Origin of the sequence: Mycetocola zhadangensis (genome assembly GCF_003668565.1) — a bacterium.
Classification (GTDB): domain Bacteria; phylum Actinomycetota; class Actinomycetes; order Actinomycetales; family Microbacteriaceae; genus Mycetocola_A; species Mycetocola_A zhadangensis.
The window spans coordinates 416747-439169 of the sequence record NZ_RCWJ01000003.1 but is presented as its reverse complement, the minus strand read 5'-3'; the positions used below and the strand labels follow the sequence as shown (position 1 = coordinate 439169).

The 22423-nt window shown below is 62.6% G+C and carries 21 protein-coding genes; 15 read left to right on the top strand and 6 right to left on the bottom strand.

The features are described from left to right. Positions 1-2: 2 nt before the first annotated feature. Entirely contained in the window at positions 3-212 is a 210-nt protein-coding gene (locus D9V28_RS15975) for a hypothetical protein (RefSeq protein WP_147440997.1), read from the top strand. Between the two features lie 56 nt (positions 213-268). Here the strand turns inward: D9V28_RS15975 and D9V28_RS12695 are convergent, their stop codons facing one another. Next, the gene (locus tag D9V28_RS12695) at positions 269-1036 is read right to left on the bottom strand and encodes a sugar phosphate isomerase/epimerase family protein (protein ID WP_121660097.1); all 768 of its coding nucleotides are present in this window, start codon (positions 1034-1036) and stop codon (positions 269-271) included. Between the two features lie 139 nt (positions 1037-1175). Then, complete coding sequence (locus tag D9V28_RS12690) at positions 1176-2162, bottom strand: N-acetylglucosamine kinase (protein WP_121660096.1); 987 nt, start codon at positions 2160-2162, stop codon at positions 1176-1178. Between the two features lie 127 nt (positions 2163-2289). Between D9V28_RS12690 and D9V28_RS12685 the strand changes: the two genes are divergently transcribed. From D9V28_RS12685 to D9V28_RS16140, 6 genes are all read left to right on the top strand, one after another. Further along, the gene (locus D9V28_RS12685) at positions 2290-3189 is read left to right on the top strand and encodes a MurR/RpiR family transcriptional regulator (protein WP_121660095.1); all 900 of its coding nucleotides are present in this window, start codon (positions 2290-2292) and stop codon (positions 3187-3189) included. Then, positions 3186-3941, top strand: a complete 756-nt coding sequence (locus tag D9V28_RS12680) for a sugar isomerase domain-containing protein (RefSeq protein WP_121660094.1) — start codon at positions 3186-3188, stop codon at positions 3939-3941. Before D9V28_RS12685 ends, D9V28_RS12680 begins: the two co-directional genes overlap by 4 nt. A gap of 74 nt (positions 3942-4015) precedes the next feature. Continuing rightward, on the top strand, positions 4016-5422 hold the full coding sequence (gene ngcE / locus D9V28_RS12675; RefSeq protein ID WP_121660143.1) for an N-acetylglucosamine/diacetylchitobiose ABC transporter substrate-binding protein: 1407 nt from the start codon (positions 4016-4018) through the stop codon (positions 5420-5422). An 89-nt stretch (positions 5423-5511) separates the two neighbouring features. Then, complete coding sequence (locus tag D9V28_RS12670) at positions 5512-6411, top strand: carbohydrate ABC transporter permease (protein ID WP_121660142.1); 900 nt, start codon at positions 5512-5514, stop codon at positions 6409-6411. Continuing rightward, a complete protein-coding gene (locus D9V28_RS12665; RefSeq protein WP_121660093.1) occupies positions 6408-7319 on the top strand; it encodes a carbohydrate ABC transporter permease in 912 nt (303 codons plus the stop codon). The genes D9V28_RS12670 and D9V28_RS12665 overlap by 4 nt, the downstream gene beginning before the upstream one ends. 173 nt (positions 7320-7492) lie before the next feature. Next, positions 7493-7654 (top strand): hypothetical protein, encoded by a 162-nt coding sequence (locus D9V28_RS16140; RefSeq protein WP_183086532.1) that lies wholly within the window; start codon positions 7493-7495, stop codon positions 7652-7654. Positions 7655-7746: 92 nt separating this feature from the next. On the opposite strand, the gene xylB is transcribed toward D9V28_RS16140, so the two are convergent. The 3 genes from xylB to D9V28_RS12650 form a co-directional block, all read right to left on the bottom strand. Further along, positions 7747-9138, bottom strand: coding sequence for a xylulokinase (gene xylB, locus D9V28_RS12660; protein ID WP_121660092.1), 1392 nt, complete (start codon positions 9136-9138; stop codon positions 7747-7749). Positions 9139-9280: 142 nt separating this feature from the next. After that, positions 9281-10471 carry a xylose isomerase gene (xylA, locus tag D9V28_RS12655; protein WP_121660091.1) on the bottom strand — a complete coding sequence of 397 codons (1191 nt, stop codon included), beginning with the start codon at positions 10469-10471 and terminating at the stop codon, positions 9281-9283. A 116-nt stretch (positions 10472-10587) separates the two neighbouring features. Then, positions 10588-11556, bottom strand: a complete 969-nt coding sequence (locus D9V28_RS12650; protein ID WP_121660090.1) for an acetylxylan esterase — start codon at positions 11554-11556, stop codon at positions 10588-10590. Positions 11557-11615: 59 nt separating this feature from the next. Between D9V28_RS12650 and D9V28_RS16520 the strand changes: the two genes are divergently transcribed. The 7 genes from D9V28_RS16520 to D9V28_RS12615 all read left to right on the top strand — a co-directional run bounded on the left by D9V28_RS16520 (position 11616) and on the right by D9V28_RS12615 (position 18748). Next, positions 11616-11885: a family 1 glycosylhydrolase gene (locus D9V28_RS16520; RefSeq protein WP_425325780.1), complete on the top strand. Its 270-nt coding sequence runs from the start codon at positions 11616-11618 to the stop codon at positions 11883-11885. A gap of 2 nt (positions 11886-11887) precedes the next feature. Further along, a complete protein-coding gene (locus D9V28_RS12640) occupies positions 11888-13060 on the top strand; it encodes an ROK family transcriptional regulator (RefSeq protein WP_121660088.1) in 1173 nt (390 codons plus the stop codon). 166 nt (positions 13061-13226) lie between these two features. Further along, positions 13227-14495: a multidrug effflux MFS transporter gene (locus D9V28_RS12635; protein ID WP_183086533.1), complete on the top strand. Its 1269-nt coding sequence runs from the start codon at positions 13227-13229 to the stop codon at positions 14493-14495. A 92-nt stretch (positions 14496-14587) separates the two neighbouring features. Next, on the top strand, positions 14588-16903 hold the full coding sequence (locus D9V28_RS12630; protein WP_121660086.1) for a carbon starvation CstA family protein: 2316 nt from the start codon (positions 14588-14590) through the stop codon (positions 16901-16903). After that, positions 16903-17100, top strand: coding sequence for a YbdD/YjiX family protein (locus tag D9V28_RS12625; protein ID WP_121660085.1), 198 nt, complete (start codon positions 16903-16905; stop codon positions 17098-17100). Before D9V28_RS12630 ends, D9V28_RS12625 begins: the two co-directional genes overlap by 1 nt. Positions 17101-17226: 126 nt before the next feature. Next, positions 17227-17631 (top strand): hypothetical protein, encoded by a 405-nt coding sequence (locus tag D9V28_RS12620; RefSeq protein ID WP_147440996.1) that lies wholly within the window; start codon positions 17227-17229, stop codon positions 17629-17631. Positions 17632-17737: 106 nt separating this feature from the next. After that, on the top strand, positions 17738-18748 hold the full coding sequence (locus D9V28_RS12615) for a LacI family DNA-binding transcriptional regulator (RefSeq protein WP_121660083.1): 1011 nt from the start codon (positions 17738-17740) through the stop codon (positions 18746-18748). Between the two features lie 19 nt (positions 18749-18767). Here D9V28_RS12615 and D9V28_RS12610 read toward each other — a convergent pair whose 3' ends face one another. Next, the gene (locus tag D9V28_RS12610; protein WP_183086530.1) at positions 18768-20300 is read right to left on the bottom strand and encodes an HNH endonuclease signature motif containing protein; all 1533 of its coding nucleotides are present in this window, start codon (positions 20298-20300) and stop codon (positions 18768-18770) included. Between the two features lie 523 nt (positions 20301-20823). On the opposite strand from D9V28_RS12610, the gene arfA reads away from it, so the two are divergent. Continuing rightward, positions 20824-22338: an arabinosylfuranosidase ArfA gene (gene arfA, locus D9V28_RS12600; protein WP_121660080.1), complete on the top strand. Its 1515-nt coding sequence runs from the start codon at positions 20824-20826 to the stop codon at positions 22336-22338. Positions 22339-22423: the final 85 nt, after the last annotated feature.

Genomic DNA, 22423 nt, shown 5'->3' with positions numbered 1-22423 from the left:
AGATGACGGCTCCCACAGGCACCGTGTCTCGCGCAGCGCCGCTGCCGGTCATCCCACCGATGCTTGGCGCCGGTGGGATGAGCGCTGAGCCTGTGGGTTTCGGAGCGGCCGTGTCGCTGACCGAGATTGCGGGGAGGCCTGACGCGTCCTTGACCGACACGCTGCGCCGGGTTCGCGCGGAAGGGGGAGCGGCTCGCGCTCTCCGTCTCTGACGGGCGACAATGCTCAGCTCAGCCAGTCGCTCTCCGTCTCTAACGGGCGACAATGCTCAGCTGAGCCAGGCGCGAAGGGTGGCGGCTTCGCGATTGAGCAGTGCCGGGTCATCATCGGGGAGGAACTCGAGAAGTGCGTCGGTGACGCTTGGGAAGGTGGCGGTGAATGGGAGGGCGCGGGTCCATAGCTCTGAGCGGCTGGAAAGCGGCAGGCGTTCGTGCTGAGGCCACCAGGAGAAGACGTGCACCGTCGACACCCGGGCGGCCAGCTGTGACAACTCAGCCAGCGCAGCATCGTCGTTCATATCAACTGGCGGTTGCCAGTAGCAGGACACGTTTGTCGATGCCACATCGGACAGAAGCGCGAGCGTTGACTCCGCAGTGTCGGCCAGGGTGCCGTTGTGGAACTCAAGGGCAAGTTCAATGCCGTACTCAGAAGCGTGGGATGCCGCGCTGTCGAGTCGCGTCGCGATTTCCTCACGGTCGATGGGAGTGGCATCCGCTGAACTGATCTCGCCTGCCCAGACTCGTATGCGAGGTGCGCCGAGAGCTGCGGCGGAGGAAAGGACGGGGGAGAAATCTTCAGCCAGGTCGCAGCGATAGTAGGAGCCGAGGGATGCCACGTCGAGACCGGCGGCGCGGGTGCGCTCGCCGACAGATTTGGCGGTGTCTGTGTCGCCAGGTGGAACGTGGACGTCCCCACCCCACTCGATTGATTCCAGTCCGGCAGACGCGGCGAGGCTGAGAACCTCATCGACGCTCGACTCGCGAAGGCTGACCGAGCACAGGCCGGGTCGGACGGATGGAGTTGAGCGGGTTCTCATCGGACCCCTTTCGACGGAAACTTGCGTCGAGCGTACTCCGGATCGCTGGCGGCGTCCCCCACCCCGCCGGGTGCTGATTCGGGCGCTGGTTGAGAGTGGTGCCGATGCGGCTCGGTTGAGTCCGGATGGCGCCCTCCGCTCAGCGCAGTCGAGCGAGGGTGGTGCCGATCCTCTCGAACACCTCCGCCGTTACGCTCACTCCCGCTTCCCGAAGCGCGAGCACCGCTGCTCCGACAACCCCGTCCGGAACCCGACGGACCTCGGGTGTGAAGCCCTGTGCACTCAGAGCATGAGTGACGCCATCGCGGATGAGTGGCTGCGCGGTGAGGATACTTCCGCCGAGCACGAGAGGCCCAGCCAGATCGGGCGACCGGATCGCAGAAAAGAGGCGAGCAAGTTCGAGAACCGCATCGTCCAGAATCGCGCGCGCCACAGCATCCGTCGTCGCTTCAAACGCCAGCGGCGCAAATCGCGAGAGTTCGACAGGTCGCAGCGAATACAGTGCTTCGATCACATCACGAAGCGAGGCCGGACGACCGTCGGGACCGGGCACCTCTGAATGCTCGATGCCGAGCGCGGCGACAAGTAACGGCGCCAAAGCGGTGTTCTCACCCCGGCCATCGAGGCTTGCGATGGCGGCATTGACCACGCGATGCCCGATCCAATACCCGGATCCGACATCGCCGAGTAACCACCCGAGCCCGTCCGCCGTTCGCTCGACCCGCCCTTTGCGCACACGAATTCCCGCAGAACCGGTGCCTGCCACTACGGCATATCCGTTTTGTTGCCAGGTACCGGATGAGAAGATCGCCAACAGATCGGATGCCACGGTGACCGTAACGGGGAAGCCACGCGCTGCTAACAGACCGGTGACCCAGTCGGTGGCCCCTGACACGCTCATGCCCGCCATCGCTATGAGGATCTGCTCGACGTCGGCCGGTTGGCGCCCTGCAGAGTCAGTTGCCGCTTCGGCCGCTGCAAGAATCGACGCCGCCGCTCGCTCGGGCCCGGAAGAGACGGGATTCCCGCCACCGGCGAAGCCGTAGCCGAGGCACTGGCCGGTTTGGTCAAGAATGACGGCACGTGTTGAGGTGCCACCGGCATCTGTTGCGAGCACGTTAATCATTTGTTACCACTTCGTGATCTTCGCATCATTGCCCTTCACCGCGAGTAAGAATACTTTTCAACAAAGCTCCAATCCACTGAAACGGATTTTCATGTCAACGATGACATCGGGTAGAGAGGCATTACGAATGTCGTCTCGCATTCAGGCAAACCTGCCACAGATGTCGAGCGTCATGGTGAAAATTGCCGAGCTCTTGCTCGAACACCCGACGCTTCCTCTGGAGCTTTCCATCACTGAACTCGCCGAGAAGGCGGGCACTTCCGCAGCGACTGTCACACGATTCTGTCGCCTCATCGGTTTCAGTGGCTACGTGCAGTTTCGGGTCGGCGTCGCAAGCGACATCGGCAGGGGAGACGCTCACGAATCGTGGCGGGCGGACATTGGACGCGCATTCGCGCCCGAAGACAGCCCAAACGAGGTTCTGGGCACTCTCCTCAACGCCCACATTCGTTCGCTCGAGACCACTGCTCGGCAGATGGACCTGGATGTCGTTGTCGACATCGCCCAGTCGATCGCAACGGCACCCCACATCGACATTTATGGCATCGGAGGCAGCGCCGGGATGGCGCTCGAACTGCAGGGACGTCTGTACCGCATCGGTATCAACGCCCATTGCTGGTCAGAAGTGCACGGCGGACTCACGAGTGCGGCCATCCTCGGAAGCGATTCTGTGGCCATCGGGATCTCAAACACCGGACGCACCGAAGAGACCATCCAAATGCTGTCCCAGGCAAAGTCATCTGGCGCATTCACGATCTCGCTCAGTAACAGCCCGACCACCCCACTCGCTGAGGTGGCTGACGTCAACGTCATCACAGCGGCTCCCGAACAGTTCCTCCAACCCGATGACCTGTCAGCCAAACACTCGCAGCTTTTCGTGCTCGACATGCTCTACCTTCTGGTCGCCCAGCAGGACTCCATTGACACCGCGGCGAAGCTCGCAGCGAGCGCCATGGCTGTGTCGGAGCACCGCCGTCCCGCTCGACGAGAACTCGTCGCCAACGATTCGAAAGGCAGGGCCCGATGACGGATCTTGTTCACGACTTGCTCACGCAGGCGACCTCCCGATTGGACAGAATCGCGACCCTGGCCGGATCCGGTGGTTTGGATCCCGCCGTCGACCTGCTCGTCGATGCGCTCGATGCGGGCGGTGTGCTGCAGGCATTCGGAACCGGTCACTCGCAGGCGTTCGCCATGGAGATCGCCGGACGTGCCGGCGGACTCATCCCCACCAATCGCATCGCGCTCACCGACGTAGTGCTCTACGGTAACCGCGACGTCTCGGACCTTGGCGGCTCCACTTTGGAACGTGACCCAGCCGTCGTGGACGAACTGCTCGATGTCTCAGTCATCCACCCAGAGGATGTGTTCCTCATCGCGTCGAACTCCGGTGTGAACGGCTCAATCGTCGGCTTCGCACTCGCGGTGAAAGAACGCGGTCACAAACTCATCGCCGTGACAAGCCTCGAGCACACCAACTCTGTGGAGCCCAAACACCCGAGTGGGAAAAGGCTGAGCGACGTCGCCGACGTCGTCATCGACAACCTCGCTCCGTTTGGGGACACAACCCTTGAGCTTCCAGGCGGAATCGGTGTCGGTGCAATCTCATCGATCACCTCAGCGTTCATTGCACAGCTCCTCACCGTCGAGGTGTCACGAAAGATTTCCGAGAGGGACGAGGTTCCACCCCTCTACATCTCGGCAAATATCCCCGCAGGGGACGCCCATAACAGCGCGCTCGAAGAGAGATACCGCGGAAAAATCCGCCGGGTCGCGTAATACCCACCCCCACCGCTGATGAGGGCTCGCCCCAAGTTCAGCAAACACAGCGAAATGGAAGGCACCACAAAATGATGAATCTAGATAACGTGGTCACTGATCGTCGAAATGTGCTCAGAGGCGCGATTGCCGCTGCGGTGCTGATCCCCCTCGGCGGTTCCTTGATGTCGTGCGCTACCGGCGGTCCCTCCGGCGGAGGCGCGGCAGGAACGGTGTCAGCGAAGAACCCGTTCGGCATGGCCGATAACTCCACGATCGACTCGGTCATCTTCGACGGCGGTTACGGCGTTGACTACGTCGAGTACGCCGCGAAGATCCTCGAGAAGAACCATGCGGGTTCCACGGCGAAGGTGGCGTCGAGCACGCAGATCGGTACGGAACTCCAGCCGCGATTCGTTGGCGGCAATCCGCCAGACCTGATCGACAATTCAGGCGCCCAGGCAATCGGGTTCAACACAATCCTCGACCAGCTCGAGGACCTGCAGGACGTCATCGACGCAGACAACCTTGAGGGCGACAAGATCGCGGACACGCTCTACGGAGGAGTGCTCACACCCGGCACCTTCGATGGAAAGCTCGCCGCCATCAACTATGTCCTCACCGTGTACGGCGTCTGGTACTCATCAAGCCTGTTCGAAGAGAACGGCTGGACGGTTCCGACGACCTGGGCTGAAGCACTCGAACTCGGTGCGAAAGCCAAGGCTGCGGGCAAATACCTCTTCGTATGGGGCAAGGAAGCGGCAACCTACTACCAGACCCTCGCCATCGAATCCGCGATCAAGGAAGGCGGCGACGAAGTGCGTCTCGCCCTCGAGAACCTCGAGGAAGGCTGCTGGTCGCTCCCCGCTGTGCAGAGCGTCTTCGAAGCCATGCACCAGGTCATCGCCGCCGGCTACATGAAGCCGGGCGGATCCGGTACGCAGTTCACGGCGGCCCAGGCGCAGTGGAGCAACGACAAGGAAGCGCTGCTCTACCCGTCGGGCTCATGGATCGAGAACGAGATGAAGGACAACACCGCCGAGGGCTTCGCCATGAAAGGCTTCCCCGCCATGGTTGTTTCGGCGAACTCGGCCATGCCACCAGAAGCACTGCACTCAACGGCCGGTGAGCCGTTCATTGTCCCCTCGCAGGGCAAGAACGTCGCCGGCGGCAAGGAACTCCTCCGCACCATGCTGTCGAAGGACGCCGCAACGAACTTCGCCAAAACGAAGCTCGCTCCGACGATCGTCAAGGGACTCGTTCCCGCAGACGGCTTCGGATCAACGGCCCTTGTCTCCCAGACCGACATGCTCGATGCCGCAGGCGAAAACATCTTCACCTGGGGCTTCGTCGACCTGTACGGCACCAACGCTGACCAGCTTGTCGTGTGGAACACGTTCCTCGACGGCAAGTCCGATGTCGCAACCCTCACCTCGAGCCTCCAGGCCATCACCGACAAGGTGAGGGAAGACGACTCGGTCGACAAAATCGAGATCAAGTGATCGATACCGCTCTAGCCAACACGACGCCGGGCAGCCAGTCGGCTGCCCGGCCGCGGAAGCGCAAGCTCACGTTCGACTACGTGACCTTCATGGTGGTCTTCCTCGGGCTGCCTCTGGCGATCTTCCTCATCTTCGTGATCTGGCCGTTCATCCAGGCCGTGTTCTATTCGCTCACGGACTGGTCCGGTTTCACGCCCGACATGAACATCATCGGACTGGAAAACTATGTCCGGCTGTTCAACGACGATATCTTCATGACGGCACTGGGAAACAACGTCCTGCTGGCCATCGTCGTTCCGCTCGTCACCATCGTCCTGGCGCTCGCACTCGCGTCGCTAGTCACCGTCGGCGGGCCGAGCCACGGACCCATCCGTGGCCTGCGTAACTCGAGCTTCTACCGGGTGGTTTCGTTCTTCCCGTACGTCATCCCTGCAATCATCATCGGTATCCTGTGGAGCCAGATCTACGACCCGGCTGGACTACTCAACGGTCTTCTCGGGCTCGTCGGTCTGGACATGTTTGAGTCATTTGCCTGGCTCGGCGATGAACGTACGGCCATGGGCGCGACCATCTTCGTGATCGTCTGGAGCTTCGTCGGCTTCTACATGGTCCTCTTCGTCGCCGCGATCAAGGGCGTTCCCGCTGAGACGTATGAAGCGGCTCGCATCGACGGTGCCGGACGCATGCGAACGGCATTCTCGATCACCATCCCGCTCATCCGCGACAACATCCAAACGGCATACATCTACCTCGGAATCATCGCACTCGACGCGTTCGTCTATATGCAGGCGCTCAACCCTGGTGGTGGACCGAACAACTCCACCCTCGTGATGAGCCAGCAGCTGTTTCGCACGGCGTTCAACAAGGGCGAATTCGGACAGGCCAGCGCGATGGGTGTTGCTCTTGCAATCGTCACACTCATCTTCGCGGCCATCGTGTTCACGGTGAACCGCATCACAGGCGGCAAGGAAGAGAAGGGCCGCTCATGACCACCGAAGCCATCACAACCAGGGGCGCCGCCCGGTCGAATCGCGCAGTGACATCCGCGAAGCGCAAACCGGTAAACACCCCGGGCGACAAAGCGGTCGGTGCCGCGTCGCATACCGTGCTCATCATCTGGTCTCTCGTCGTCATCCTTCCACTGTTGTGGACACTGATGACGAGTTTCAAAACAACAAAGGAGATCTTCGCCTCCCCGTTCTCACTTCCCGCGAACTGGAACTTCAACAACTACGTCTCGGCGTGGACACAGGAAGGCATCGGCAACTACTTCCTCAACACGGTCATCGTCGTCGGTTTCGCACTGGTCATCGTCATGGTGCTCGGCGCGATGTGCGCGTACGTGCTCGCCCGCTACAAGTTCTTCGGCAGCCGCGCGATCTACTACCTCATGCTCGCCGGACTCACCTTCCCGGTGTTCCTGGCGATCGTTCCGTTGTTCTTCGTTCTCCGCAACATCGGTCTGCTCAACACGCTGCCCGGCCTCATCCTCACCTACGTCGCGTTCGCGCTGCCGTTCACCGTCTTCTTCCTGTACTCCTTCTTCAAGGGGCTACCGGATGAGATTGCGGAAGCTGCGGCGATTGATGGCGCGGGAGAGTGGCGCACGTTCTTCCAGGTGATGTTGCCGATGGCAAAGCCGGGAATGGCATCCGTCGCCATCTTCAACTTCCTCGGGCTCTGGAACCAGTTCCTGCTCCCAGTGGCGTTGAACACCAACAAGAGCAACTACGTGCTTTCGCAGGGAATGGCCTCATTCGCATCATCGGCCGGGTACGCCGTCGACTTCGGTGCACTCTTCGCCGCCGTCGTCATCACGATCGTTCCCGTGCTGATCGCTTACGTGATCTTCCAGCGTCAGCTGCAGGGCTCGGTCAGTCAGGGAACGATGAAATAACGGATGCCCGGGGCAGGGTCACCGGGACGGCGTGCCTTCCCGCAGAACCACACTAGTTCGAATCGGATCCTTTGCCCCGGCATCCGTTGACAGCGCGAGAGCGACGGCACGCCGGTCGACGTCGATGCCGTGATGGGGCAACGCTCGTCGTGGCTGTCTGGTTGACTCGAGCCATGGCTGACAATGTGACCGGACCGATGGACTTCGAACCGCCAGTTCGCTTGCGTGGCTGGTGGCCCCGAAATGGTGTGCTGGTTGGCGGGATTGTGCTTGTTGTTCTCGGCGTGATCGTGGCGCTGACCGCGCCGGGCTCAGGCGAGCTCGGCGCCCGCTGACGTAATCGGTGCTCGTGGCATCCGCTACCGGAAGCGCGGAGGGTGGGGCGCGCCGGGCGGTGGTTGAGAGCGCTGGGAGGTGTTCGCCGGCTTTAGCGCACCCGGTACTGCTCTCGGATCACCGGACGGAAGTCGACGTCGGGCGCGGCTGCGATCGACAGTGGCCAGTTCGGACGGGTCCCGGTGAGTGCCCACGCCGCCTGCGCAGCGGTGCCAGCGGCCACGTACTCGTCCGGGGTGGGAATGACGACGGGCACGTCGAACACCTGCGCTGCGATCTGCTGCACGGCCGGGTTTTGCGCCGCGCCCCCAATGATGAGGATGCGCCTGGCCTCGACACCCTTGCCCCGCACGGCATCAAGCCCATCGGCGAGACCGCAGAGCAGACCCTCGATGGCGGCCCGCGCCAGGTTCGGCCGGGTGGTTGAGCCCAGCGTCATGCCGAACAGAGTGGCCGTCGCGTCCGGCCGGTTGGGTGTGCGCTCACCCTCGAAGTACGGCTGCAGTACGAGGCCGTCAGCGCCGGGTTCTGCGGCCAGCGCCAGCTGCCCAAGCTCGGCATGATTCACACCGAGAAGCCCGGCAATCGAGTCGATGATCCGCGCGGCATTGAGCGTCGCGATCAAAGGCAGGAACAGTCCAGACGCATCGGCGAATCCGGCAACCGTGCCAGTGGCATCCGTCGCCGGTGTTTCAGTCACCGCGAAAACCGTGCCGCTCGTTCCGATCGAGACGACCACGTCGCCTGCCCCCGCACCCAAACCGAGCGCGGCACCAGCGTTGTCACCGGCACCGGGGCCGACCAGGGTGCCGCTCGTCATCAGGCCCGCCTGTTCGCCCGGGCCGAGAACGCGCGGCAGGACCGCCGAATGACCGAGCGCCCGCTCGAAGAGGTCGAGCTCGTACGTCCCCGTCACGGCAGACCAGTACGCGGTGCCCGATGCGTCTGACCGGTCGGTGGTCAGCTCATCGAGCACAGGACCGAGCTCAGAATCGTCGAGCGGACCGAAGCCGCGCAGCCGCCAGGTCAGCCAGTCGTGGGGGAGCGCAACGGCGGCAACACGAGCCGCGTTTTCGGGCTCGGCGTCGCGCAGCCAGCGCAGTTTCGTCGCGGTGAACGAGGCGACAGGCACCACACCGATGCGTGACGCATAAACATCGGCGCCGACCTCGGCAATGAGGTCGCGCGCGGCCTGGGCGCTGCGGGTGTCGTTCCAGAGCAGAGCGTCACGAATCACCTCGCCGTTCTCATCGAGAACAACCATCCCGTGCTGCTGACCACCGATCGAGATCGCGGCCACATCCTCGAGCCCCCCAGCGTCGGCGATCGCCAACTGCAACGCCTCCCACCAGGCGGACGGCGCCACCTCGGTGCCAGCCGGGTGCGATGCGCGGCCCTGCCGCACGATTCGGCCGGTGTCGGCATCCGCAATCACGATTTTGCAGCTCTGAGTCGACGAGTCGACTCCCGCGACGAGCGTCATGGCGCGCCTTTCGAATTAAGAGTGCGAACCCCGGCGTCTGGTGCTCGCCAACACGCCGGGACCCGCAACTCGATCTATGTAAGTAGAGCGGATGCCACGGCAGGTCACGTTGTGCCCTCTGCCGCGGCACCCGGGCTCGGGGCTACCGAGCGCCAAGCAGGTGCTCGAGTGCCAGCTGCTGCAGGCGGACGAAGCCGAAGCCCTTGCCGTTGAAGTAGGCGTCGGCGTCGAAGTCCTCGAACGCCGTGCGGTCGGCCAGGAAGTCGTCGTAGCTCTCGCCATCGCCGAGGGTCGGGGTGGACAGTTCGTCGACGCGCGACGCGGCGAGTGCTTCCTGCACCTCGGGGTCAGCGCGGAATGCTGCCGCACGCTCCTTGAGCAGGAGGTAGGTGCGCATGTTCGCGGCCGCGGACTCCCAGACGCCTGTTTCGTCCTCGGTGCGGCTCGGCTTGTAATCGAAGTGACGCGGGCCGTCGTAGGCCGGTCCACCGTTCGGGCCGCCATTCTCGAGCAGGTCGACCAGCGAGAACGCGTTCTGCAGGTCGCCGTGGCCGAAGACCAGGTCCTGGTCGTATTTGATGCCACGCTGACCGTTGAGGTCGATGTGGAACAGCTTGCCTGCGTCGAGTGCCTGGGCGATGCCTGCCGTGAAGTTCAGCCCTGCCATCTGTTCGTGGCCGACCTCGGGGTTCACACCGACGAGCTCGGGGCGTTCAAGAGTGTGAATGAAGGCGATCGCGTGACCGAGTGTCGGCAGCAGAATGTCGCCCCGCGGCTCGTTCGGCTTCGGCTCGATGGCGAATCGGATGTCGTATCCCTTGTCGGTGACGTAGTCGCCGAGCAGGTTGACGGCCTCACGATAGCGCTCAAGTGCGCCGCGGATGTCCTTGGCTGCGTCGTACTCCGCGCCCTCACGGCCACCCCACATGACAAAGGTTTTGGCGCCGAGCTCTGCGGCCAGGTCGACGTTGCGCATCACCTTGCGCAGGGCGAACCGGCGCACATCACGGTCGTTCGACGTGAACCCGCCGTCCTTGAAGACCGGGGCCGAGAAGAGGTTGGTCGTGACCATCGGAACAACCAGGCCGGTGTCAGCGAGCGCGCCCTTGAGACGATCGATCTGGGTCTGTCGCTCGGCATCGGTCGAGCCGAATGCGAAGAGGTCGTCGTCGTGGAAGGTCAGGCCGTATGCGCCGAGCTCAGAGAGCTTCTCTACCGCGTGAACAACGTCGAGCGGCGCGCGGGTCGGTCCGCCGAACGGGTCGGCTCCGTTGTAGCCGACGGTCCAGAGCCCGAAGGAGAATTTGTCGTCGCGGGTAGGGGTGAGACTCATGGTCTTGCTCCGATTCAGCATCGTTGATGATTTGTTGGATACGAGAACATATTACACAACGGATGCCGTCCGGCTAGTCCCGCAGGTGGCATCCGTTCGAAAGAGAATCCCCGTGGTCAATCCACTCGAGCTGTTGATCGGAAGAATTCGAGAGCGCGCATCTCGTCGACAATGCCACCGCCCTCGTGCCCATTGAACTGCCAGAGCGACATCGAGCGTTCGCCGCCGTACACGTTGTAAGCGCCGTGCACCGTGGATGGCGGACAGGTGGCGTCCATCATGCTTGCCGAGAACAGGGCAGGTGCCGTCGCGCGCCGAGCGAAGTTCACACCGTCGAAGTAGGGAAGCACTTCGGCAACCGCGCCAACCTTGTGGCGGTGAACGGCCAGGTAATCGCGCACCTCCTTGTATGGATACGCATCCGTCATCGTGATCGCGCGGGGGAAATCGCACAGGAACGGAACACACGGCGCGACAGCCGCAAGCCCCGGAACCAGCCCGGCCACAGCGAGCGCGATGCCACCGCCCTGGCTGATGCCGAACACCGAGATGCGTGAGGTATCAACTCGGGGAAGTTCGCGCACGGTGTCGATGGCGCGAACCGCATCGGTGAACAGGCGTCGGTAGTAATAGGTTTCGCGGCTGTCGATGCCGCGGGTCATGACGCCGGGGTACTGCGGGCCCGTGCCGTCGGGGTCGGGGGTGTCTCCGAGCGACCAGCTGCTGCCCTGCCCGCGGGTGTCCATCTGGAAGTGCGCAAAGCCAGACGATGCGAAGAGGAGGTTCTCGAGAAAGTGCCCGCGCCCACCGCCGTAGCCGACAAACTGCACGATCGTCGGCAGTGGGCCGGTTGTGCCCTTCGGGACTCGCAGCCACGCCTTCACGCTCTGGCCGTCCCAGCCCGAGAATGTCACGTCGAAGATGTCGATCGTCGTCAGGCCTGAGTCGATCGGTTCAATACGAACAGCGGATGCCGCGGCGCGAGCGGCCGTCAGCGTCGCGTCCCAGAATTCATCGAAGTCGACCGGGTCGATCTGGCTGCTGCGGTAATCGGTGAGCTCGGACTCGGGCATATCGACGTACATCGTTGAACCTCTCGGGGATGGCGGAAAGCGGATCAAGACTAGCGAGTGCGCGAGGTGCGATGATGGACGCGCGCGCTCACCTTCAATTGGCGGAACCCCTCTGGCTGTTCGCTCATCCCTACCCTGGGCTGTCCGTCGAGATCGGGCCGGGTCCTCGTGGCCATCCAGAACACCAGGTCTGGTCGTTTCTCGATAACTTCGAGTGGGGATACGGCTACTCCAAGACGTTCGGTATCGTTCGAGTGAACTATGAAACCCTCGAACGCCTGCCCAAAGACAGTGCCCTCTGGTATGCCCAACTTGCCAGCAGCCACAGAATCCCGAGCTGACAGTGAATAATCGCGGCACCAACCTCGACACAGTGCGTCAGTACAACCTGTCGCGCATCCTCGGGCTCGTGCACCGGGAAGGTGCGGTGTCGCGATCGACCCTCACCCGCGAGACAGGACTCAACCGTTCGACAGTGGCCGCCCTCGTGACGGAGTTGGCTGCCCTGAGGCTCGTCGTCGAGGCGGAACCCGACGTCAATCGTGGCGTCGGGCGCCCATCTCCCGTCGTGCGCCCGCACCCCGATTGTGTGGCTTTCGCAGTCAACCCCGAACAGGACGCCATCAACATCGGCGTCGTTCGCATGAGCGGCGAGGTCGTCGACCGGGTTCGTCACGAGATCGACGAGCCGCTCGGAGTCGCCGAAACCGTGCGGGTCACGGCAGAGCTCATTGCGGCTCTCCGCGCCAAACTCCCAGCAGAAGCGGTCATCGCCGGTGTCGGTGTTGCCGTTCCAGGACTCGTTCGCTCCGGCGACGGACTGGTTCGCCTCGCCCCCCACCTCGGCTGGCTCGACGAGCCGGTTGCGTCTTTATTGACGGATGCCACGGGGTACGCGGCACGTGCGGCAAACGATGCGAGTCTTGGCGCGCTGGCCGAGCACACCTTCGGCGCTGGTCGGGGTGTGGACAACCTCGTCTACCTCAACGGTGGTGCGAGCGGAATCGGTGGGGGAGTCATCGTCAACGGCATTCCGCTCGGCGGGGTCGCCGGCTACGCGGGAGAATTTGGCCACAACCTCGTCACAGCGCCGGACGGGCCGGGGAAACCGTCAACAGGGGGAGCCCTCGAGGACGAGGTCAACCGCGGCAGGCTGCTCGAGCTGCTCGAGCTGCGCTCAGCCGATGCGCCGCAATTTGAGCAGGCACTCCTCACCTCGACCTCAGCCGAGCTGCGCGCGGAAGCCGTGCGTCAGCTCGGCATCCTGAGCATCGCTCTTCGTAATGCGATCAACGTCCTCAATCCGGAACTCGTCGTGCTCGGCGGGTTCCTGGCGTCGCTTCACGCGCTCGACCCCGAGCTGCTCGAGTCGCTTGTGGCGGAGCAGACCCTCGCGGCGGCCTTCGAGTCTGTGCGCATAGTTCGCGCCCAGCTGGGGCCGGACCTGCTCCTCATTGGGGCAGCGCAGCTCGCGTTCGAGCCGCTCATCGACAATCCGGCGCGTTCCGGCTCCTAGCCTGACCGGCTCCTCGCGGAAGCGCCTTGGGCGGGAATACCCGGAACGCAAGCGCTTGCCGGTTCCTCTAGACGCGCCTCGAATCGATTCGATAATCTTTCCGATGTGGGGAATAACCCGCCGATCCGACACGGTTACGGTCAGGGTCCCACAGCTCGTCCATGGGATGCTCGGCCCGCTCGCTTCGATTAGGACTCTCTCTCACGTGACTACCGTTCTTCACCCCGGCGACGCGCTCACCCGTCGTCAGCGACTTGTCTACATCGTTGTTCTCGGCGCCCTCACCGCGCTCGGCCCGTTCACCATCGACCTGTACCTTCCGGCATTCCCAGTGCTCGAAAAGGAGCTGGACGTCCCGGCATCCCTCATCCAGCTGACGCTGACAGGAACCACCATCGGTTTCGCCCTCGGCCAGCTGTTCATGGGCCCGTGGAGCGACAAGGTCGGCCGCCGCCTCCCATTGATCCTGGCGACCAGCGTGCACATCGCCGCGAGTGTCGGCGCTGCCTTCGCCCCAGACATCCTCTGGCTCAGTATCTTCCGTGTGCTGCAGGGTGCTGGCGCCGCCGCAGGTGGAGTTGTGGCCATGGCAATGGTTCGCGACCTATTTGGTGGAAAGCCACTCGTACGGATGCTGTCGCGCCTAGCCCTCGTGAACGGTCTCGCCCCGATCCTGGCTCCGGTGATCGGTTCGCAGCTGTTGCTCTTCCTTGACTGGCGTGGGCTGTTCTTCTTCCTGGCCCTTTACGGCATCGTCGTGATGATCGCCGTGTCCATCTTCATCGTGGAGACTCTGCCACCGGAGCGCAGGCATGGAGCCGGACACTCGACGGTCCGTGACCGATACCGTTCGGTTTTCTCCGACCGGGTGTTTGTCGGCGTTGCACTCATCGGTGGCATGAGCTTCTCCGGGCTCTTCGCCTACCTGTCCAGTTCCTCGTTCCTGTTCCAGGAGTTGTACGGGCTCAACGCCCAGCAGTATGGGTACCTGTTCGGAATCAACTCGATCGGAATCGTCATCGGCGTGCAGGTGTCCTCGCGGCTCATGCGAAGCATTGGCCCGCAGTGGATCCTCGCGGTGACAACGGCTGTGCAGGCGCTCTCCGCCCTCGCCATCATCGTGCTGACCCAATCCGGGGCCGGATTCCTCGGCGTGCTCATTCCGCTGTTCCTCTTCATCATGGCCGCCGGATTCGGTTTCCCGGCAGTGCAGGTGCTCGCGCTCGTCAATCACGGCCACGAGGCCGGCACTGCCGCCTCACTGCTCGGTGCTCTGAACTTCGGACTCGCGGGACTGATTTCCCCGGTCGTCGGCGTGCTCGGCATGGACTCGGCGGTTCCGATGGGCGCTGTCATGCTCGTCACAGCTTCCGTGTCGATCCTGTCTCTGTGGTTTATCGTTCAGCCGAATAAGGTGCCACCGCTCGCCGGATAGCTTGCCCCCGTTCGGGGGATGTAGCATCGGAGCTACCGCACGATGTTGTGCGGCGATAGATCAGCACCAACATTGTGATTCGAGGGGTTCCAATGGGCAACGACGCCGACCGCAGCAGGGCCAAACGCAATAGGGCAAGAGGCAATGGTGATCCCGCCGAAGCGGGAGTCTTGCAGCAGGATCCGGCTTTGCCGCCCATCGCCGTTCCCGATCAGGAGCGTGAAGCGGAAGAGCGTCGGTGGACCCCACCGAAGATCATCCTCTGGGTAGCGATCGCGATTCTCGGTGGTCTCGCGTGGGTGATGCTCGCTGTTGTGCGCGGCGAGACAGTCAACGCCATCTGGTTTGTCTTCGCAGCCGTGTGCACCTATCTCATCGCGTACCGGTTCTACTCGAAGTTCATTGAGCGCGTCATCACGAGGCCGGATGATCGTCGGGCGACTCCAGCCGAATACCTCGCGAACGGTAAGGACTACGTTCCCACCGACCGTCGTGTGCTGTTCGGGCACCACTTCGCTGCGATTGCAGGTGCCGGCCCGCTTGTCGGCCCCGTCCTGGCTGCGCAAATGGGTTACCTCCCTGGCACGCTCTGGATCATTGTCGGCGTCATTCTCGCTGGTGCCGTTCAGGATTATCTCGTCCTCTTCTTCTCCACCCGTAGGGGTGGACGTTCACTCGGGCAGATGGCTCGCGATCAGCTTGGCCGGGTCGGCGGCGTTGCCGCGATCATCGCCACCCTCGTGATCATGGTAATCATCGTCGCGATTCTCGCGCTCGTTGTCGTCAACGCGCTTGGTGAGAGCCCGTGGGGTGTCTTCAGCGTCTCGATGACCATCCCGATCGCGCTCTTCATGGGCGTCTACCTGCGGTTCCTTCGGCCGGGGAAGATCACCGAGATCTCGATCATCGGGTTCATTCTGCTGCTGGCTGCGATCATCGGCGGCGGCATGGTTGCCGACACAGCATGGGGTGCAGCGGTGTTCACCCTCGACCGCACCACCATCGCCTGGGGCATCATCATCTACGGTTTCATCGCCGCCATCCTCCCGGTCTGGCTGTTGCTGGCGCCGCGCGACTACCTCTCCACCTTCATGAAGATCGGAACGATCCTGATGCTGGCGCTCGCCATCATCCTGGTCCGCCCGGAGATCACCGTTCCGGCGTTTAGCGAGTTCGCTGGTAACCCGGCCGGTGGACCGGTCGTGCCTGGCTCGTTGTTCCCCTTCCTCTTCGTCACCATCGCGTGTGGTGCGCTGAGCGGATTCCATGCGCTGATCGCATCCGGAACCACACCGAAGCTCCTCGAAAAGGAACGCCAGAGCCGATTCATCGGCTACGGCGGCATGCTGATGGAGAGTTTCGTGGCCATCATGGCGCTGGTTGCAGCGATCTCGATCGACCGGGGCCTGTACTTCGCCATGAACATCTCGGCGGCAAACACCCTCGGCACCGTTGAGGGCGCTGTTGCGTACGTGAACTCGCTCGGTCTCACCGGCGTCAACCTCACACCGGAGCTTCTCGAAGAAACGGCGCGCAATGTCGGCGAAGAAAGTGTGGTCTCCCGTACCGGTGGGGCGCCGACCCTCGCCGTCGGCCTGGCGCACATCATGCAGCAGCTGATCGGTGGCACCGCCCTGATGAGCTTCTGGTACCACTTCGCAATCATGTTTGAGGCGCTGTTCATCCTTACCGCGGTGGACGCGGGCACCCGGGTGGCCCGGTTCATGCTGCAGGACTCCATCGGCAACATCTTCCCGAAGTTCAAGGACGCGAGCTGGACGCTCGGAGCCTGGATCTGCACGGCGATCATGGTTGCAGCGTGGGGTGCGATCCTCATCATGGGCGTGACCGATCCGCTCGGCGGAATTAACACTTTGTTCCCCCTCTTCGGTATTGCCAATCAGTTGCTTGCGGCGATCGCGCTTGCCGTGTGTTTGGCCATCGTCGCGGACCGCGGTCAGTTCAAATATCTCTGGGTTGTGGCCCTCCCGCTTGCGTTTGCGACAGCTGTCACGGTCACGGCGTCGCTGTACAAGATTTTCTCCCCGGTTCCCGCCGTCGGGTACTGGGCGCAGCACAATGCGTTCAAGGAAGCGCTCGCTGCCGGAGAGGAAACCTTTGGCACGGCGACGAGCCGTGAAGCGATGGAAGCAGTAGTGCGCAACACCTTTGTGCAGGGAACGCTGTCGATTCTTTTTGTCGTGCTGACAGTCATCGTCATTGCTGTGGCGGTGTACCGCACGATCAGGGCATTCTCAAATGGTGGTGGGATCAACACCGAAGATCCGGCTGTTGCGTCACGTATTTTCGGCGCCTCTGGCCTGATTACGACGAAGCCAGAGAAGCGAATCCAGAAGCTGTGGGACGCGCTTCCTGCCGACAAACGACGTGAGAAGTCGAGGCACTGATGAACGCCATCACGATTCGTCGGGGACTGGCGTCCGTTGGCCGGTACGTCCAGGCGGTCATGGGCGACAATGCCTACGAGGTGTACCTGGCGCATCATCGGTCTGCGCATCCCGACGTCCCGCCCATGCCGGAGAAGGAATTTTGGCGAGAACGCGACGACGTTCAGGATCGCGAACCGCAGGGGCGGTGCTGCTGAGGGGGGAGCTCCTACACATCACCTCGCGACACGGCCTTTTCCACAGCGAGTGCGCGCAACGAAAGATCGAGTGCTGCAGCCCTAGCGTGGGATGCGATGCGGGTTCACACTGGAAAGGTGCTGACGTTGACCGAGCTTCAGGTCTGGGTGCTGATTGCCGTCTTCTCTGCGGCCATATTCGCCATGATCGGTATCGTGACAACAAGTTTTAATCGGACATTGACGAGCGCGATCGGTGGGCTGCGGGATCGAATGGACGCGAAGTTCGAATCCATAGAAGCCAGATTCGGAGCGATCGACGCGCGATTCGACGGGATTAACGCTCGGTTTGAGATGATCGACCGGAGATCTGAGGCGATCGACCGGAGATTTGAGGCGATCGACCGGAGTTTTGAGGCGATGGCGGCGAATTTCGACGGGCTCAGACGCGAGGTAAATGGAAAGTTCGAGTCAATTGACGTCAAGCTCGAGAACATGGACAGGGACGTTCAGGCCCTTTCTCGTCGTGTGTTCGGCAGCGAAGCTGGCTAGAGCGGGGTCTCGCTTCTTCCTGGGGGCCACGCGAGATGCATGCAACGTTGTAGGTTCGTGATCAGACGACTGTGCCGAGCAGCGCACCGCGAGAGAAGGGATCTCCATGGCGACAACGCTCCATGACGTCGCTATCCTCGCGGGAGTATCGATCAAGACGGTTTCGAACGTCGTCAATGACTATGAGCACATCCGGCCAGCGACGCGGGAGAAGGTGCTGAAAGCGATTGCGCAGCTCGGCTATCAGCCCAACCTGTCTGCGCGAAGTCTGAGGTCGGGACGGACAGGAGTGATCGGTCTCGCATTGCCGGAACTGAGCCTGAGTTACTTCGCTGAGTTGGCGGATGCTGTCATTCGCGCGGCGGAGAGACACCACCTCGTTGTGCTGGTGGAGCAAACCGGGGGAGGCGATCGGGCACGCGAGATTGAAATGCTGTCGAGTCCCCGCCTGCAGTTGACGGATGGACTCATCTTCAGCCCGCGCGGAATGGATCAGAACGACGCCGCCCTGCTTACTGTGCCTTACCCGCTTGTCTTGCTCGGCGAGCGAATTTTCGGCGGTCCGTCAGATCACGTGACCATGCGCAATACGGAGGCAGCGAAAGCAGCGACCAAGCACCTGATCGACGCCGGTCGTCGCCGTATTGCGGTGCTCGGCGTTCACGAAGGAGAGCTTGTCGGTTCAAGCTCCTTGCGCTTGCAGGGTTACCGCGAGGCGCTCGAGGAAGCTGGCATCGACTTTGACCAGCGTCTGATGGCTCCTGTTGATCGCTGGTACAGGGCGGACGGCGCCGAGGCCATGCGAAGTCTGCTCGCGTCTGGAGTTCAATTCGACGCGGTGTTCGGGTTCAACGACACACTCGCTTTGGGTGCGATGCGCGTTCTACAGGAAGCAGGACTTCGCATTCCACAGGATGTGGCGGTGATGGGATTCGACGGCCTGGACGAGACAAAATACTCCCTCCCGACACTGTCGACTGTGGATCCCGGCCGCGACGAGATCGCGGAAACCGCAGTGCGGGTACTCGCCGATCGAATCGAAAACCGGGATGCACCGCCCGAGCAGTACCTGACGAATTTTTCGGTGGTAGCCCGGGAATCGACAGCGACCGGTTAACCCGAGCGTCGAGTGCTGCCTATTGGAAATAGGGTTTGCGGCGGAGCCGCTCGGCGATGGTGACCTTGGGTTTGCCATTGACCATTTCAACGGTGAAAACTCCGGTGTCGATCATGCGGTGGTGGAACCAGCAGAACAGGGCACCGTTGTCGATATCGGTCGGTCCGCCTTGGCTGTGCTCGGTCACGTGGTGGGCTTCACAACCGGTGGCCGGGATCTGACAGTCAGGCATGGCGCAGGTGGGGCCGTCCCGGGCGATCATGCCCATGCGCTGGGTGCGGTTGAATCGGCGTTGATCGTTGCCGAGGGCAACGATCGTGCCGTCTGGGTCGATGAAAACCGGGACGATGCTGGCGTCGCAGAGGATCTGTTTGATGCTGGAGAACGCGACAGGGGCGTTGATGCCGACGATCTGTCCGGTGCCCTTTTCCCGTTCGAGAACCTCGGCCGTGACCGTCACGACCACGGTGGGTGAGGCTCCGCTGACCGTGGGAACGTCCGTGCCGCGGGCGAGGGCGTCGATCATCGCCGCGAATACATCTGCGCGTTTCTGCCCCGCCGTTCGTCGGTCTTTGACCCTGGCGTCGTGCTCCGCCTCGTCGTGCTCTGCCTCGCTGTGCTTCGTCCCGTCGTGTGCCGTGTCTGGGCCGGCAGCCTCAGCATCGAACAGTGCGGCGCTTCCGGAAACTTGTGCATTCCCATCCTGTGGAGTGGCACTTGCCTCATCGTCTTGAATGCTGGTGGGGTCTTCGGGCGGGAGGTAGCGGCAGTCGGTTCGTGGGCTCAGGATCGCATCCAACAAGGCGTGCAGTTTCGTGCCGACGTCGACGGTGACCTGACCGCCGAACTTCACCAGTCCGTCGGGGGTGGTGGTGCGGGCGATCCAGAAGTCGCGTTTCAGGAACGCTTTCTCGGTGCGCGGTTCGATGCCGTCTTCGTCGAGCCGTTCTCGCCACTGCCGTGCCTGTATCGTGATCAGGTCCGCTGAGAGGGGCAGTCCGTCACGCCATCCTGCGCCGGTGGCCTGTTCCACGAGCGCGGTTTCCGCGATCGCGAGGTGCTCCACCTCGGCTCGGGGTGCGGCGAGAGAGAGTTCACGGGTGATGTTCTCCGCAGCGTCCACTCCGATCAAACCCTCATGCAACGCTTTGCTGACGGCCGGGAACAGGGGCGGCAGCGGCAGTCCGGCGTCGCTGACGCGTTGGGTGGTGCGTTGCCCGACCCGGATCAACCGGCCCGCTGTCGCTGACGACAGCCCGGTGATCACCTCGATCAACTGCGACGGACGCTGATAGGTGTGCTTCGCGGCGAGGCCCTCCCCACCACGGACCGGGTCGGACCGCACCGCCACTTCCGCGCTCATCGCCGCGAGCGCGGCTTCACTGCCGCGCAGCACATGAGCAACCTGACTCATCTGCGTCAACAGTTGGTCCCCGCTCAACCGGTCCAAATGATCCAAATCCAGGACAGTGAGAACGTCACCAAGATGCTGCAACAGGCTGGTGAGCGCAGCCTCTCCCTCCGACCCTACGGCCGGGAGAAGATCACTCACCGCGAGAGTCATAACACCCGGTCACCACCGAACACCGAACCAGCAGCACAACCCGGAAAGCAGCGGCACGGCGGGGCGCCCGCAAAGGTGCGGAACCCTGAGTGTCGAACTGCTTCGTTCATGACTTCAGTACACCACCCACCTCTGACATCGGCATCGATGCCGCAAAGACGCTGGCATTGACGCTGGAATCACCCCGACATAGACATCGATGTCGGCATCGACGCTGACGCTGACGCTGACGCTGACGCTGACGCTGACGCTGACGGGTTGACGGGCTGACGCGCTGACGCTGGCATCGACATAGAGATATATGGATATCGACACCGCCGCCTCGAGATGCCCGGTATCGAGATCGTCATCGAGCTGATCATGTCTCAGCAGATCATCACCCGCCGACACTCAATTCGGAAGCGAATAGTCGCGCCAGGTCGACGTTGTTCGCCTCACCCTTGACCGAACCCACTTCTTCCTTCACTATGAGTCGAGTATTTACAACGTTGTAGAGTGAGGAATCCACCCCGTGACCACCGCACGAATCACCGTCGACCGCACAGCCGTCATCGCCCCCCTCAACCGACGCATCTTCGGATCCTTCGTCGAGCACCTCGGGCGCTGCGTGTATGACGGCATTTACGAACCGGGACACCCGACGGCGAATGAGGATGGCTTTCGCCTCGACGTCGTTGACCTCGTCAAGGAGCTCGGGTCAACCACGATCCGCTACCCGGGCGGCAACTTCGTCTCCGGCTACCGCTGGGAAGACGGCGTCGGACCGAAGGAGAGCCGTCCTGTTCGCCGCGACCTTGCCTGGCACTCGCTCGAGTCGAACCAGGTCGGCACCGATGAGTTCGCTCGCTGGTGCAAACTCACCGGCTCCGAGCTGATGATGGCCGTCAACCTCGGAACCCGCGGCATCGAGGCCGCGCTGGATCTGCTCGAGTACGCAAACCACCCGTCCGGTACCGCGCTCAGTGACCAACGCATTGACAATGGATCGCCGGAACCGCATGACATCCGCTTGTGGTGTCTTGGCAACGAGATGGACGGTCCGTGGCAGACCGGTTACATGACGGCAGACGACTACGGCAAGCTCGCTGCCCGCACAGCGCAGGCCATGAAGGCCGCCGACAAAGATCTCGAGCTCGTCGTTTGCGGTTCAAGCGGCTCGACCATGCCGACCTTCGGTGACTGGGAGCGTACTGTCCTCGAGCACAGCTACGAGCACGTCGACTACATTTCCTGCCACGCCTATTACCAGGAGCGTCAGGGAGACCTCGGATCGTTCCTCGCATCGTCACTCGAAATGCAGTACTTCATCGAGACTGTCGTATCCACCGCTGACCACGTCGGTAACAAGCTTCGGAGTAACAAGAAGATCAAGCTCTCCTTCGACGAGTGGAACGTCTGGTATCTGGAAGAGCACCAGGCGTCCAACGAAGTCAACAACGAGTGGCGTTTCGCGCCCCGCCAGCTCGAGGACGTCTACTCGGTAGCGGATGCTGTCGTGCTGGGAAATCTGCTGATTACGCTTCTCAAGAATCACGACCGCGTGGCATCCGCTTCTCTTGCTCAATTGGTCAACGTGATCGCGCCAATTATGACCGAGCCGAGTGGGGGAGCGTGGCGTCAGACCACGTTCTTCCCGTTCTCGGTGACGTCGCGACTGGCGAAGGGTGAGGTGCTTCGCCCGCGGATAGACGTCGGAACATACGAGACCGCGGCCTATGGTTTGGCGCCTCTGGTCGACGCCGTTGCGACAGCGGATTCCGAGTCGGGCACCGGGTCACTGTTTCTCGTGAACCGGAGCCAGACCGAGGCGATCGAGGTGACCGTCAACCTCGCGTCACTCGACGCCACGACGATTACCGAGGCCGTCACGCTTCACGATGAGGATGTGTACGCCAAGAACACGATTGACGACAGGGAGCGGGTCGGGCTGCGAGAGCTCAGCGGTGCCGTGCTTGCTGGCGGGCTGCTCACCGTGACGCTGCCACCTGTGTCCTGGTCGGCTGTGGGCTTCGCCTGTGAGCGGTAGTGAATAGACAAGCGGCTCCCGGCCGGCGTCTCCGCCAGGCCGGGAGCCCCTTCTTGGTTGCTGTCTGACGGCCGAGGGGAAACCC